We start from the raw sequence: 13,866 nt of genomic DNA, 5'->3' as shown, positions 1-13,866 counted from the left end.
GCTTCCCGCTGTTGATCAATTACTGCGTTCAGTCCGGTCTGAACGCAGCAATTGATCTATAAAATACAACGCATGGAAACAAGCTTTAAAGTTCGTTTTCGTGCGAATTGTTGGGTGCTTTTGGATTATATTGCTGGACATGATCAACCTTGGCAAATAGGTGTGGACCATTCATTTCAATTCCTGCCGCTAAAAAATCATCGAGGATCAACTGAAAAATTTCAGATTTTGCCAGTTCAATTTCCGCGGATCTAGCGATATACACATTCAGTTCATACAGGACATAGAAGTCGTCTAATTTTTTTTGCAAGACAAATGGCGCGGGGCTAAGGTTGACTCTTTTTATTCGGGGTGGGATGTTCAGCAGCAATTCGTGGATACGTTGCCAAGGCTCTTCATAGCCAACTGTCAATTCCACCTGAAAGCAGATTCCCTCCTCAGAGAATGTCGAATAATTGACGGTATTTCCCGAAAGTACCGAGGAATTGGGAATGGTAATTTCTTCATTTTTTATCGTCCGAAGCCTGGTTACCAAGGGTGATTTTTCGATAACAACGCCTGTTTTGTCGGCGATAGTGATCCGGTCTCCGATACGGAAGGGACGCATATAAGTAATCACAAGACCAGCTATGATATTGGAAATTGCAGAAGATGATCCCAAAGAGAACAGGACACCTATAAATACGGATATTCCTTTAAAGATATCTGAATTTGCGCCGGGTAAGTAAGGGAATATGAGCACCAGCGTGAAGGCTTGGAGCAGAAAGCGAACAATAGTAAACGTTGGCATGGCAAAATCGCGATGAAAGCCATTGACCTCTAATTTGCCTTTGTCAATTTCGCTAAAAATATACTTTATGAATCGAACGGCATACCGCATGACAACGAGTATGACAAATACAGTAATCAGATTGGGAATATAATCCCAAATGGCCAAAACTGCAGTCTTCAGGGGCTTTGTAAAAAGTCCAATGAGATTGGATGCCCAGCTCTGTGTAAATGGAAAGACACTGAAGACAATCGGCAGCATGATAAAGGCAATGAGTACGATCAAGCCCCAACGTAAGATATTTATGGCATTAATAAACATCCGTGTTTTTTGTACGGAGGTGACAAGGACGTAATTTTTGATCTTAATGTCTTTGATCCGCTGTGTTCTTTCTGTCAATATACGTCGCGTACCATATTTTTTCAATTTGTTTATCAATAGAATCAATATCGAAAAAACGACTAGAATGAGAAATACAAGCCCAATACGCGTAAGAAGTTTTGTAATGCTGTTATCAGCACGTTCCGTTTTGATTGAATCCTGAATTCTTTTTAGGTAGTTTGCCGCAATCTCTTCTTTGCTTTTTCCTTCAAGAAGGGCATCGAGTTCTGTGACGGAAGTTATGACGAGATCTTTATAAACGATGTCGGCACTTATTTCGCTGTTTTCGATTTTAAAGGAATCTACTTTCACAAAATCGTCTTCATATAGATTATGGATTCTGCTGACCACATTGTAGGCGCGGTCTTTGGCTAATGATGATCCAAGTTTATTATAGATATAGAATAGCGTATCCTGAAATGGCGCGACCGCATATCTTTTTGTGTTTTTTTTGATGGAGTCTACTTTAACTTTCAGCTGCTGCTTCCGAAGGTTATTTTCTTCGTCAAACTCATTCAGCTGCTGTTTTAAATTTTCTTTTTTGGGGCTATTTTGACTTTTAAGATCGGCAATTTCATGCTGAAGCTTTACCCGTTCAAGAGAATCATTAATTTGCTGTTGTCTAATTCCGTTCAGTAGGGAACTTAGATCCAATTCTTTTTTATTGACCGAATCTGTTTCTTGTGCATAAAGCGGTGCGCTCGTTGAAAATAGACAAGATATAGTCATTAAGAAATAAACGTAAATACTTCTCATCGTGTTATTGGTAAAATTGAATGCCGATGTTTACTAGGTTATTTTGCGCATAACGATCGGACAGGTTCTCAAAGATAATAATTATCTCGATTAGACGGCAGATCGTCAAATATGATATAAATTGAAGGTAAAATGATACGATGCGACAGCTGAATTTAACTTATTCCGACTTTCTTTGTTAAAACGATTGAGCATATGCTCAATACGAAAAACTGTATAGCTAATTTTATCTAAAAAATATGATTAAACCTTTTCAAAAATCTATTTATGCAATGAACAAACTTGGGAAGATAGGTCTCTGTGTTATTGTAGCCTGTGTTTCCACTGTTTTAGATGGACAAGCCCAAGAACGCAAAGCTCCGGCTTATCCATTGATTACACACAACCCAAATTTTAGTATATGGTCAATGACAGATCAGCTTCATGCATCGACAACAAAGCACTGGACAGACGCTGATCATTCGCTGTTGGGCTTAATTGATGTTGATGGTCATATTTATCGTTTTCTTGGCAAAGAGGAACCGAGTTATGCGGTTATTCTACCGACTGCCGAAGATAAATCTTATACGGTACAGTATACAGAATCAAAACCTCAAGGTGGCTGGGAATCTTCCGCTTATAATACGGATACGTGGAAATCGGGACTTGCACCCATGGGTGATGACGAGAAGCAGGTAAAAACCCTTTGGAAATCGGACGATATCTGGGTGAGACGCGAGTTTTCCGTAGCGGATCCGAAGGGTATTAATGAGTTGTTTTTAAAACTCAATCATGATGATAATATAGACGTATTTTTGAATGGGAGGAAGGTTTACGAAAAAGTAGGTTGGACCAACAACTTTCAGTATATACCGATTGACAAGGCGAATTTGAAGGCTGGGCAAAATAATATTGCCATCCATTTGAAGAATAGTGCTGGCGGTCGTTATCTCGATTTTGGTTTGGTTGACAGGCTTAAAGAGCGTGGGGCACGGATTGAAGAAGCCGTGCAAAACGATGTAGAAATAACAGCGACGCGTACGGTTTATAACTTTCAGGCAGGTAAGGTTGATCTAAAATTATCCTTTACGTCGCCTTTGCTTATGGATGATCTGAATTTATTGGCTCGACCGGTAAGCTATATCACGTATAACGTCAAAGCAAACGATGGCAAGCAGCATGCGGTTAAAGTTTTTCTAAGTGCATCCACAAATATTGCGGTGTATAAACCTTCACAGGAGGTGATCGCCGAAAAATATGAGACGGCAAAATTGTCTGTACTAAAAACGGGAACGGTCGAACAGCCTATTCTGCAGAAAGGGGCCGATGATATGCGGATAGACTGGGGGTATTTTTATGTTGCTGCGCCGAAGCGGGATAAAACGCAACAGTTTATTAGTCCGAGAGGCGGAGCCGTAGACGCCTTTAGAAAGGGAATAACGACATCGGTAAAAACTGTTAAGGGGATATCACTTGCGCTGAACACGGTCATTCCATTTGGCAATGTGGGGGCGAAAGCGGAGGAACGTTTTGTAGAGGTTGGGTACGATGAAATTTATGCGATTCAGTATTTCAAAAATAACCTGAGACCATGGTGGAACAACTCCGGTAAAGAAACGATGGAAAATCAGCTGACTTTGGCTGCAGATGAGTATCGTAAGGTACTCGATAAGTGCGTGGCATTCGACAAAACAGTGTATGCAGATGCGCTAAAATCGGGTGGAAAAGAGTATGCACACCTTAGCGTTCTCGCTTATCGTCAAAGTATTGCAGCACATACCTTGGTGAAAAGTCCACAAAACGAACTACTATGGCTTTCCAAAGAAAATAATAGTGGCGGATTCATCAATACGGTCGATGTCACTTATCCTTCAGCGCCATTGTATCTGATCTATAATCCGGAGTTGTTGAAAGGGATGTTAAGTGGAATATTTTATTTTAGTGAGAGCGGTAAATATCCCTATCCTTGGGCAGCGCACGATTTGGGTACGTATCCATTGGCCAATGGTCAAACCTATGGTGAACCTATGCCTGTGGAGGAATCGGGCAATATGATTATTTTAACTGCTGCAATCGCAAAAGTGCAAGGGAATGCTGACTATGCCAGGAAGCATTGGAAAACATTGACAACATGGGTAGATTATCTCGTTAAAGATGGTTTTGACCCTAAAACGCAGCTCTGTACAGATGATTTTGCCGGTCACCTTGCACGAAATGCCAATTTATCTGTTAAGGCTATCGTTGGTATTGCTTGTTATGCGCAGCTCGCGGAGGCCATTGGTGAAACTGCAATAGCAAAAAAATACCGTGCAATTGCCGAGGAAATGGTTCCGAAATGGATGGAAATGGCAGATGCCGGTGATCATTATGCACTGACATTTGATGATAAAAATACCTGGAGTCAAAAATATAATTTGATCTGGGACAAAGTGTTGGGATTGAATCTGTTTCCACAAAAAGTGTATGATACAGAAATTAAGTATTATCTGACCAAGCAAAATAGATTCGGCATACCATTGGATAGCCGTAAAGCATACACAAAAAATGACTGGATTCTTTGGACGGCATCATTTGCTCCATCAAGAGAAGCATTTGAAGCTTTGATAAAACCAGTCTATAATCATGCGATTCAAACGGAATCCCGTGTCCCATTAAATGATTTTTATGATTCGACTACGGGGATCCGCGAAAACTTCAAGGCGCGTAGTGTTGTTGGAGGTTTTTACATGAAACTTTTAGCGGATATCATGAAACAGAAATAAATGAGGAAAATGAGTAGGAGACGGGAGTCCACAATGAAATATTTAGTTTGTGTTTAGTTAATAAGACGGCGGGCAATTAAAAGATTGCTCGCCGTTTGTTTATAGGGTTATGCGTTTCAATATCTCGTATTTTACTGTATCGAAATTTGGCTCAACATGGTTCTTTTTTCTGATTTCTGTTGAAATACGTGTTGTCTTGCAAGTTCTGTATTGTTTTCCTGAAATTTTCACTGCAGTAGAACCTAGAAAGGACGTTAAATATTCCTTTGTTTGCCATTAATATGTCACTGGTATATGCAGGATGACTGTGGTACCAGCAGTTGGTTTTTTGGTGATCTGTACACTTGCTTTCTTGCCCAACAGCTGCATGCGTTCACGACTGATGGTCCCAGAGAGTGAACGATGGGTAATTACAGGAATGTCTGGATTTACTTTACCACTATCTTTAATCGTCACCTGTAGGATATCTTCAGATAACGTAAACTGGATGTCGATACTGCCATCGCCCGTTTCGAGGTTTATGCCATGCAGAATCGCATTTTCAACATAGGGTTGTATGAGCATTGGTGGTAGCATGACCGCACTTAAATCTTGATCTTCAGGTTGTGTGATATGGTAATGAAAGGCATCTTCAAAACGCATTTGCTGCAAGATCAAATAGTTTTCTAAGGTTTCCAGTTCCTCATTTAATGGAACAAGGTTTTCACGGCTTAATTCGAGATTGCTGCGTAGTAGTCGACTGAAACGATTTAAATATTTGATGGCATTTTCCTTCTTATCCAGGCGCATGAAGCTCTGTACAGCGGAAAGGGTATTGAAAATAAAGTGCGGTTCCATCTGTGTGCGCAACAACTGCTGCTGCAACAAGACCTTTTCTTTCTCTTGTATGGAACGGCGCTGGCGAAAACTGTAATATAGGAAGAAAAGTATGATGATCAATAAAATAACCGCGAGCGAGGATATGATCAGCCCTAAACGATTTTGTTGTAGCTGGAGTTTATTGATCTTGATATTTTCGTTCAGTATTCGAATAGATTGATCCTTCGCCTGGAGTTGATATAGGGCATTCATTTCTGCGATCGCTTGTGTATTCTCCGATTGGTAAATACCCCTTTGTAATTGCACAAGATGATTCAATACGTCTATTGCGGCTTTATTTTTTCCTTGCAAGCGATAGACGGCTGCTAGACTGTTTTGAAATGTAATTTCGTTGTTTGGAAAGATTAATTTTGGAAACTGCGCTTTAAGTTTGCTGGCTTTTTGGATGAATTTTTCTCCCAAGGCCGGCTTATTTAATGAAACATAGATTGCGGCAACATTACTGTAGTCTACGAATAAATTGTTCATCAATATAGAGGACGCTGTTTGTTGGTGCAAACGTTCATCTATCGCTATTTTTAGCAACTCATAATGTAAAATGGAGTCCGGTTTTTTAGCCGTTTCATAGTATTGGATCTTCGAATCATATAGAAAACTAATGTTGTATTTGTCTGGATTTTTGGCATGTAATTCTTCGAGTTGATGAAGGAAGGGGGCAATATCTTTTGCTGGCCGCTGTAAAGTATTCAGCGTCTGGATCATTTGTACCAATACGCGTTGTCGGTTAATGTGTCCTTCAGGCAGCGAATCAATTAGGGGGAGTACCGAACGATTCATTTTTTCTGCAAGGTTATACTGAAAGGAGCTCAAGTTGTTTTGGGCAGCGGACAGTAATATCGCTGATTTCGCTTCGGTTGACAATCCTGATGCGGTATCCGACAAAACAATCGTGGCGGCTTTGTTGTAATAATAGCCCGCTTCGCGTTGTTTTGCTTCTATGCTGCGGATATTTCCTATGCCATTGTAAATAAGAGCTTTGTATTTAGCGTTTCCGGTGGTGGGTTCAATGAGTTCGAGCGCCTGTTGAACAAAAAAAGAGCCGAATCCTGGCCACTCATAGCATAGAGTCGTGCTAGATAATATTTTACACGGGCAGCGAGTACCGTGTCTTTTTTTACGGTGGCATGCTGGTCCAACTTTAACCAGGCAAGTTTGATGGAATCCCCATTTGCTGCATTTAATCTTTGGTCCTCCAGCGTTTTAATCTCTGCGGCAATAGCATTATGATCGGGCGACAGTGCGTCATTCTTTCGAGCGCAAGCGATCGAAAACAAAGACAGTAGCAGCCAAGGGAAAATGCGGTTCAATAGGCTCATCTTTCAGGAAACAGCTGATTTAAGATCGAGTTTTTTCTGCGTGATGAAATCGGAATTTCCTCTTTGTTTTTTAAGACAATATACTCGGAACGATTGACACCAGAAATATGTGACCTATTAACAAGATACGATTGATGGGTGCGTAAGAAATAGGGCGGTGGCAATAATTCTTCATAATATTTGAGGGGTTTAGAAATTAACTCCTTTGTACCATCATTTAAAAAGAAAAAAGTATAGGGACCGTCTCCTTTGCAGTACACGATGTTGTGAACGGGGACGATACGTACATGGTGTATGGAAGACAAGGCGATGCTTTCGGGAAGTTCGCTGGCGTGTAAAGCTTCCTGCGCCATTGATAAACGCTGCATCCATTGGGGATTGTTTTCGCTTTTACGCCGGTAACGTTCTAATGCCTCGTTTAATTCGGTTTGATCGACCGGTTTCAAAAGATAATCCAAAGCACCATATTTGATGGCTTTGATTGCAAAATGATTGTAGGCCGTAATGAAAATAATATTCTGTGGAATAGCGATTAGCTTTTTTAGGATGTCAAATGCTGTACCATCACGGAGTTGAATATCCATGAGTATAACGTCTGGTTGTTTCTCTTCAATCAATTTTACAGCATTTGTCACCGTATCACTCCAGCCAACAAGTTCAACATCAGTTTCCTGTTGGATTAAATAGCTGATTTCTTTGCGTACCGCGGGTTCATCCTCGATAATGGCTACTCTGATCATTTATCAATACTTTATAGCCTATAAAAATAATAATTGTAAGTAAGGAAACTGAATCCATTTACAATTCGTTGCAATTATTTACAATCTGGATTTAAGATTCGAGTAGGGGTGAATTGGATTTGATCATTTAAAATTCCAAATAGCAGTTGAAATTTTTATCTTTAGTATGGTAAAAGCCGATAGGACTATGGAGAATCAAAAATCATTAAAATCAGTTTTTGCTGGTAGCCTTGGTATGATTACCTTGTTTGCAATTGTTGGACAGTTTATCTTAAGTGCTCATACCTCCAAGCTTGACAGGGTCGACTATATTATTCAGTTTTTTAGTTATTTTACGATTCTGAGTAATGTAATGGTTATGTTATGCTGTTTTTTTACTATTTGCTGGTCAAAAAGTCGAATGGGCCTATTTTTTACTAGACCCGAAACAATTACTGCCGTAACATTATATATTCTTATTGTCGGAATTATCTATAATACCATACTTCGCTTTCTGTCGCATCCGCAGGGTTTATCAATGGTGGTTGACGAATTATTGCATGTGCTCGCTCCTTTGAGTTTTTTCCTTTTTTGGTGGCGTTTTTTGGACAAGGGAACAATCCGGTGGAGTCATATTTTTTATTGGTTGATCTTCCCATTAGTCTATCTTTTTTATACGTTGTGGCATGGTTCGTTTTCTGGATTTTATCCCTATCCTTTTGTCAATGTTTCCGAATTGGGGATGGACAGGGTTATTTTGAACAGCTTTGGAGTAACGTTGGTTTTCATCGTCATTGGTACATTGCTCATTGTATTGGGAAGGTGGCAAAACAAACAGCGTTCTCAACGGATTAAAAAATAAGAAAACTCAAAGCTCTTCGATATTGTTATATCACAAAACAGCGTTTATTTTTTACTTTAATTGAATTGAAAATGGTTATACGATTTTTTATCTGTGTCTCTTTGGTATTATGTGGGATTTGTTGTTTTGGTCAAGTGGATGTTGATAAAATGAGAGCCGAGTACGCGACTGCTGTTCAAAACAAAAAGCTCTGTGAAACGAATCTGAAACTATTGGAAAAAGCTGCCAATTCCGCCACAGAAAAGGGTTATCTCGCGGCTTATGAGATATTATGGGCAAAACATATGGGCAACCCGTTTACAAAATTGGGGCAATTCAAGAAAGGAAAAAAGCTCCTCGAAGAAATGATCATGAAATACCCTGACAATATCGATTTACGTTTTATACGTTGGAGCGTGCAGACGCATGCACCATCTTTTTTAAGCTATGGTAAAGATAGATTGCGTGATAAAGATTTCTTGGTCAAAAATTTACATAAATTGCCCAATCCAAAGGGCCGAGATGTAATATATACCTATCTGAAAGAAGCGAATGGTTATCTAAAAGGCGAGCATGTGTTTTCGCAGGCCGAATTGAATGAGCTCTCCAAGTAAGGAGTTTTCCAAACAAGATTTAGCTATTCCACCAGTTCATTGATGCTGAATAAAAATCTTCGCATAGGCCAAGTTTTTTTTGGATGGAAATTTTCATCTTTGTTAGATCAGTAGCAATTAAACTTTAAATGATGAAACAGATATTTATAAATCTCGCGGTAGCAGATGTGAATAAGTCAATGGATTTTTATACACAATTGGGCTTTACGAACAATCCTCAGTTTTCGGATGAGCAAGGTAAATGTATGGTTTGGAGTGAGCATATTTTTGTTATGCTTTTATCTCCGGATAAGTTTAAAACATTTACGGAAAAACCGCTTGCAGATACAAAAAAACAGATCGCAGGACTATTTTCACTTGCTGTCTCTGGTCTGGATCGTGTGAACGAAATTGTTGATAAAGGACTGAAAGCTGGCGGTATAGAACCCACGCCAATGAAAGACTATGGTTTTATGCAACAGCGAAGTATTGAAGATTTTGATGGGCATACCTGGGAGATATTTTACATGGATATGAGCAAATTTCCAACCGCATAAAAATCACAACGGAATAATCGGTGAAAGCAAGGTCCCTGCAGTAATGTAAGGGACTTTTTCTTTTGATTTTAACGTAGCGAAGCAAGTGTATGCCGACCATTGCCGCGGGCGATTTTTTATAGGAAGTACGAATATTAAATCATGGTAAGCGAATTATAGTTATGGCTTGTCAAAAACGGATGTGCACCCTACATTTGACGAAATGCTCGTTCGTGTTAGATAAGCAGATCAGTATTAGATCATAAAACTTGACATATGTTTAAAAATAGAAAGCTCAGCAAAAATCCGCTTCATTATGTTTATGCGATAATATGGATTCTTATATTTGGTTCCATCGCTTATTACGTTTATTCAGGTGCCGCATTTAAACCGGAGAATGGTAAAATCCATTTGGTCGCCATACTTATTGCTTGGGTGGTGGAGTATTTGGGGCTTACAATTACGAGTTTACTATTCCTTCTGTATGGAATTTATCGGGCTATAATAACTGTTTTAGATGACGGGAAGAAGCGATCATAAAAGGATAGCGTTTGGGCGTCTACCCAAAACGCTATCCTTTATTAGTTTTAGATCGTATTATTCAATAGATTATAAAGACTTTTAATCAAGACTCGATGGGCTCCTACTTGTTTCAAAACGGGTTTTTAAATGCTGTCTTCTTGAGCGGCGTAAACGTGATTTTTTTACAGGATAATGTCTCTTTTTCGTGATATTGTTAAAGATCAGAGCCACCAGGAATAAAATTATGCAACCCGATAGTACTGGACTTAATACATACCAATATCCCATCGATGAAATTTTTGTTCCGCTGCTGACGGCAATGAGTGCTGTTGCTCCACCAGGAGGGTGTAGCGTGCGTGTATGCTGCATACAAACAATGGACAAGGCCACGGCGAAGGGAGCGGTCAGCCAGATAATATCGGGAAGGAGCTGTGCAACGGTAACACCGGCGATTGCAGAAACAACATGCCCACCAATTAAGTTGCGGGGTTGGGCAAGTGGACTTTGTATGGCACCATAAACCAAAACCGAGGAAGCTCCGAAGGAGCCTATCAAAAAGATATTTTCCAGCGAAGGTAAATGAAGAGATTGGATATAAGCGATAATAAATATTCCTACAAAGGCGCCAATAAATGACCAAAAATGTTCCCAAGGATCGACTAACGTCTCTCTATAGATTACATATCTATAGATCCGTAATTGTCGGTGAAGATGCTGTTTCATTTTATTTGCAAATATATATAGACTAAGGGCTTTAAACTTTGCGCATTCTATCTCGATTTTTGAAGAATTTATAACATCCGATTTCTTATGTTGGATGTCACGATACTTTGGACAGTAAAGTCCATCGAAATGATGTCTAATGAATACCTCATATTTATAGACTCATGGTAGTTACAAAGCTTTTATTCCTTCTTCAGATCGAGAAATTTAATGGGCAAAAGTACATTAAAATAATAAAATCTATCTCCTATAATTTAAAATCGCCCTCTGATACTGCTAGTTTTAACGTATACTCTTTTATGGCCACCAGCGCAACTTACAATTTTGTAAGTTGTTCCAGTCACCAGAAAAACAAATTAGTTTTGTTCAAAAAATATACTTTATGGAATTGAAAGATAATATTGTGGGTTTTCACCACCTGTCGATTAAGGCTCAGGATTTTGATAAGACAATTGGATTTTATGAAAATCTCGGTTTTATTATTGTGCATGAATGGTCATTACCCGAGTTTAATTTAGAACGTTGTGCTATGCTTTTTAATGCCTCTATTGGCTATTATTTGGAAATTTGTGATAAGAATGCTGCTATTCCAACGCAGGGAAGAAGGCGTATAGAAGGGGAGGAATATGTCGAGAATGCGCTACTTCATCTGTGTTTTACGGTAGAAGACGCCGAAGATGCCCGAATACAGGCTATCGCCCATGGTGCTCAAGATTTGAGTGATGGAGTATTTCAACTCATACTCAGCCAAGGTAAAAAAGATGTTTTTGTACGAAATAGCCTCGTTTACAGTCCGAATGGGGAAGTGATTGAGTTTTTGGAGCGTGTTGATTTTAGTTAAGGTTAGTCGTTGTTAAACCCAGAAAGCGCCGCCAATAGGGGTTTTAGTTTACGACTTTTATCGGTCAGCGAATAGATTGATGCTGTTTTACTTCGGTCTTTTTGAATGAGTCCGTCCAGCTGTAATTCTTTCAATTGTTTTGCAAGTGTACGATCGCTGACTTGGGGCAGGAGAATTTTGAATTCCGAGTAGTTCGTATCCTGCTCCAGGAGTTTGAATAGAATCGAAAGCTTCCATCGGCCACTGAATAATGCCAGCGTCTTGGAGGCGTTACAGAACTGTTGTAATGCTTTTTCATTGATTGCATTCGTCGAATTTTCTTTGCGGTCTTTCATAGCAGCTAATATCGATCATTTCTTCTATTATTATCTAGTCGTGTGTCTGATATAAGAATTCATTTGAATAAGTTTAAAAATAAGGATAATACGCTATGCTATGGTTTGAAGTTGAATTGCTTTCTTCTTTTGGCTTTTTGACGGTTTCTTCTTTCTTCTTTTGTTCAACCATATCCATATCCCTGTGATGGGGAGAGAAGCGGCTAGTGTAACGGCTAAGAATACAATAATTTTAGAAGGTAATCCAAATATCGACCCCATATGAATAGATTTCATCATACGTTGAGCCTGTTGCGCCAAAGGTAATTTTTCTAAAGGGTTATTTTTAAGTAGTTGTCCGGATTTGCTGTCAAAGAAAGCCTGGTTGATCTGTAAAGTTGCATTTGAAAAATTTTCCTTAGTTAGTGCAAAAGCTAAGTCCTTCTTTTCGGGAAACGTGATAATTATATTTCCAGAGCTGGGATATAGGCTGTTTAGCTGCTGATAGATCGTATCCAGCACGAGGTAGTCTGAAAAAGCCTGATTGTTGATGTTGCTGATCTTCTCTTTTGTTGATTTTTGGGTTGAACCCAATACTTTATAGAATTGTTTATTGTACCAATCGAAACTCCAGGTCAATCCCGTCAAGGTAAAAATAATTAAAAACAAAGATGCGTAAAAACCGCCCACTGCGTGAAAATCCCAGATTTTTCTTTTGAGAGAGGCTGCCATTTTTATCGTTACACGTTGTTTGAGCATGGATTTATTTTTTGGCCACCAAAGGTAAATACCACTTAGGGCAAGAAAGAAAGCCGCTAGAGCTGAGATTCCAGTTAGGGTACTTCCGATTTTTTCGACGAGAAGAAAACGATGGATATCCAAAGTCTTTTGAAAAAAACGGTCACTCTGCCGACCTTTGGATAATAGTGCTCCTGTATAAGGATTTATATATGCATACCAGTATCCGGTCTTTTTTTGTCCATACTGAATACGGAAACTACGGGAAGGATCTGCTGGAATTTCGATGCGAAACAACTTCTTGTCCGGAAATATAGCTTCGGCTTTTTGGGAAATATGTGCAAGGGAAAGGCGATTGCTTTGTACAGTTACCTGCTGTTCTTTCGGCCATAAAAGTGGGGTAAGCTCTTTTTCAAAGCTCAATAACATCCCTGTCACGCAAACAGTAAAAAAGATTATACCAAATAATAAGCCCAAATATAGATGCAATTTTCTAACTATATTTTTTAGGCTTTTTTGTTTAGCTCTTTTAGTTGTCATAGATGCGCTGTCAATCGGATGAACAGCGCAAAAATACAGTATTATCAGTAATTATTCTAAATAAACGTAAAGTTTAATAGTACCGTTAATCGTCCCAATCCTCATTATCGTCGTAATACTCTTCTGGTCTTCTGTCAAGAGGTACATCTTTGACCACACGAATCGCAGCATTTCCTAAGTTGACATTCACGAGAAAAGAAGGGACATTCACAGAAAAGTTCCATCGGCCATTGGTCATATAAACATATCCGCCCCGATAAGGATCATAGAATGTTTTGTAATCGCTAAAGTACACATGATGTCTCATGTCGTAGTGATGTGCACTAGCCCATCTTGGACGGCCATGATCATGTTCGTATGCATGTTTCCAGTATTTGCGATCTTGCTTATCGCGTTCGCGCACATATTTGTCGTACTCTTTTTCCCGTTTTCGAATGTATTTTTCACGGTCCTTGTTGCCATGCCAGCCATGGTCACCATGTCCTCTGTGTTGTGCTTGTGTTAAAGCTGGCGTCGCCAGAACTAGGCTTAGACAGCCCACCGCAATTGAAATTAGCTTTTTCATTATTCCCAAATTTTCATAGTTATTTTCTAGAATACAAAATCCTTGCCAATTGATCAGTGGTTATGTCTGATCTAATTGGTGTCGTCTGCCAG

14 protein-coding genes are annotated in these 13,866 nt (G+C 39.3%); 6 read left to right on the top strand and 8 right to left on the bottom strand.

Going from position 1 to position 13,866, the window contains the following annotated elements; genetic code table 11:
* Positions 1-85: 85 nt before the first annotated feature.
* Complete coding sequence (locus tag B3E92_RS02925) at positions 86-1,906, bottom strand: mechanosensitive ion channel family protein (RefSeq protein WP_286895310.1); 1,821 nt, start codon at positions 1,904-1,906, stop codon at positions 86-88.
* A 272-nt stretch (positions 1,907-2,178) separates the two neighbouring features.
* On the opposite strand from B3E92_RS02925, the gene B3E92_RS02920 reads away from it, so the two are divergent.
* Positions 2,179-4,647 carry a glutaminase family protein gene (locus B3E92_RS02920; protein ID WP_376781280.1) on the top strand — a complete coding sequence of 823 codons (2,469 nt, stop codon included), beginning with the start codon at positions 2,179-2,181 and terminating at the stop codon, positions 4,645-4,647.
* A 276-nt stretch (positions 4,648-4,923) separates the two neighbouring features.
* Here B3E92_RS02920 and B3E92_RS02915 read toward each other — a convergent pair whose 3' ends face one another.
* The 3 genes from B3E92_RS02915 to B3E92_RS02905 form a co-directional block, all read right to left on the bottom strand.
* Positions 4,924-6,408 carry a sensor histidine kinase gene (locus B3E92_RS02915; protein WP_286895308.1) on the bottom strand — a complete coding sequence of 495 codons (1,485 nt, stop codon included), beginning with the start codon at positions 6,406-6,408 and terminating at the stop codon, positions 4,924-4,926.
* A 71-nt stretch (positions 6,409-6,479) separates the two neighbouring features.
* Positions 6,480-6,842 carry a hypothetical protein gene (locus tag B3E92_RS02910; RefSeq protein WP_286895307.1) on the bottom strand — a complete coding sequence of 121 codons (363 nt, stop codon included), beginning with the start codon at positions 6,840-6,842 and terminating at the stop codon, positions 6,480-6,482.
* Entirely contained in the window at positions 6,839-7,582 is a 744-nt protein-coding gene (locus B3E92_RS02905) for a LytR/AlgR family response regulator transcription factor (RefSeq protein ID WP_286895306.1), read from the bottom strand. Before B3E92_RS02905 ends, B3E92_RS02910 begins: the two co-directional genes overlap by 4 nt.
* 187 nt (positions 7,583-7,769) lie before the next feature.
* On the opposite strand from B3E92_RS02905, the gene B3E92_RS02900 reads away from it, so the two are divergent.
* From B3E92_RS02900 to B3E92_RS02885, 4 genes are all read left to right on the top strand, one after another.
* A complete protein-coding gene (locus B3E92_RS02900) occupies positions 7,770-8,423 on the top strand; it encodes a Pr6Pr family membrane protein (RefSeq protein ID WP_286895304.1) in 654 nt (217 codons plus the stop codon).
* A gap of 71 nt (positions 8,424-8,494) precedes the next feature.
* Positions 8,495-9,016, top strand: a complete 522-nt coding sequence (locus tag B3E92_RS02895; RefSeq protein ID WP_286753346.1) for a hypothetical protein — start codon at positions 8,495-8,497, stop codon at positions 9,014-9,016.
* Positions 9,017-9,144: 128 nt separating this feature from the next.
* A complete protein-coding gene (locus tag B3E92_RS02890) occupies positions 9,145-9,552 on the top strand; it encodes a VOC family protein (RefSeq protein ID WP_046675059.1) in 408 nt (135 codons plus the stop codon).
* Positions 9,553-9,807: 255 nt separating this feature from the next.
* Positions 9,808-10,071 carry a hypothetical protein gene (locus B3E92_RS02885; protein ID WP_070566961.1) on the top strand — a complete coding sequence of 88 codons (264 nt, stop codon included), beginning with the start codon at positions 9,808-9,810 and terminating at the stop codon, positions 10,069-10,071.
* Positions 10,072-10,152: 81 nt separating this feature from the next.
* Here B3E92_RS02885 and B3E92_RS02880 read toward each other — a convergent pair whose 3' ends face one another.
* Entirely contained in the window at positions 10,153-10,776 is a 624-nt protein-coding gene (locus tag B3E92_RS02880) for an HPP family protein (RefSeq protein ID WP_046675061.1), read from the bottom strand.
* Between the two features lie 382 nt (positions 10,777-11,158).
* Here B3E92_RS02880 and B3E92_RS02875 point away from each other — a divergent pair, with 382 nt between their 5' ends.
* Positions 11,159-11,617, top strand: coding sequence for a VOC family protein (locus B3E92_RS02875; RefSeq protein ID WP_201638853.1), 459 nt, complete (start codon positions 11,159-11,161; stop codon positions 11,615-11,617).
* A 2-nt stretch (positions 11,618-11,619) separates the two neighbouring features.
* Here B3E92_RS02875 and B3E92_RS02870 read toward each other — a convergent pair whose 3' ends face one another.
* The 3 genes from B3E92_RS02870 to B3E92_RS02860 all read right to left on the bottom strand — a co-directional run bounded on the left by B3E92_RS02870 (position 11,620) and on the right by B3E92_RS02860 (position 13,774).
* Positions 11,620-11,952, bottom strand: a complete 333-nt coding sequence (locus B3E92_RS02870) for a winged helix-turn-helix transcriptional regulator (RefSeq protein WP_046675064.1) — start codon at positions 11,950-11,952, stop codon at positions 11,620-11,622.
* A 93-nt stretch (positions 11,953-12,045) separates the two neighbouring features.
* Complete coding sequence (locus tag B3E92_RS02865) at positions 12,046-13,209, bottom strand: PepSY-associated TM helix domain-containing protein (protein WP_286895303.1); 1,164 nt, start codon at positions 13,207-13,209, stop codon at positions 12,046-12,048.
* Positions 13,210-13,294: 85 nt separating this feature from the next.
* Positions 13,295-13,774, bottom strand: coding sequence for a hypothetical protein (locus tag B3E92_RS02860; RefSeq protein ID WP_046675066.1), 480 nt, complete (start codon positions 13,772-13,774; stop codon positions 13,295-13,297).
* Positions 13,775-13,866 lie beyond the last annotated feature (92 nt).

Origin of the sequence: Sphingobacterium sp. UBA6317, assembly GCF_002440385.1 — a bacterium.
In the GTDB taxonomy this organism is placed as follows: Bacteria; Bacteroidota; Bacteroidia; order Sphingobacteriales; family Sphingobacteriaceae; genus Sphingobacterium; species Sphingobacterium multivorum.
Note: the sequence above shows the minus strand (reverse complement) of the source record. Positions and strands in the feature narration are given on the sequence as shown.

Excerpts from the sequence above, each read along its gene's own strand:
- B3E92_RS02920 (WP_376781280.1), top strand. The coding sequence starts at position 2,179 with ATGAACAAACTTGGGAAGATAGGTCTCTGTGTTATTGTAGCCTGTGTT.
- B3E92_RS02905 (WP_286895306.1), bottom strand. The coding sequence starts at position 7,582 with ATGATCAGAGTAGCCATTATCGAGGATGAACCCGCGGTACGCAAAGAA.
- B3E92_RS02885 (WP_070566961.1), top strand. The coding sequence starts at position 9,808 with ATGTTTAAAAATAGAAAGCTCAGCAAAAATCCGCTTCATTATGTTTAT.
- B3E92_RS02870 (WP_046675064.1), bottom strand. The coding sequence starts at position 11,952 with ATGAAAGACCGCAAAGAAAATTCGACGAATGCAATCAATGAAAAAGCA.
- B3E92_RS02865 (WP_286895303.1), bottom strand. The coding sequence starts at position 13,209 with ATGACAACTAAAAGAGCTAAACAAAAAAGCCTAAAAAATATAGTTAGA.
- B3E92_RS02880 (WP_046675061.1), bottom strand. The coding sequence starts at position 10,776 with ATGAAACAGCATCTTCACCGACAATTACGGATCTATAGATATGTAATC.
- B3E92_RS02925 (WP_286895310.1), bottom strand. The coding sequence starts at position 1,906 with ATGAGAAGTATTTACGTTTATTTCTTAATGACTATATCTTGTCTATTT.
- B3E92_RS02890 (WP_046675059.1), top strand. The coding sequence starts at position 9,145 with ATGATGAAACAGATATTTATAAATCTCGCGGTAGCAGATGTGAATAAG.
- B3E92_RS02860 (WP_046675066.1), bottom strand. The coding sequence starts at position 13,774 with ATGAAAAAGCTAATTTCAATTGCGGTGGGCTGTCTAAGCCTAGTTCTG.
- B3E92_RS02895 (WP_286753346.1), top strand. The coding sequence starts at position 8,495 with ATGGTTATACGATTTTTTATCTGTGTCTCTTTGGTATTATGTGGGATT.
- B3E92_RS02900 (WP_286895304.1), top strand. The coding sequence starts at position 7,770 with ATGGAGAATCAAAAATCATTAAAATCAGTTTTTGCTGGTAGCCTTGGT.
- B3E92_RS02875 (WP_201638853.1), top strand. The coding sequence starts at position 11,159 with ATGGAATTGAAAGATAATATTGTGGGTTTTCACCACCTGTCGATTAAG.
- B3E92_RS02910 (WP_286895307.1), bottom strand. The coding sequence starts at position 6,842 with ATGAGCCTATTGAACCGCATTTTCCCTTGGCTGCTACTGTCTTTGTTT.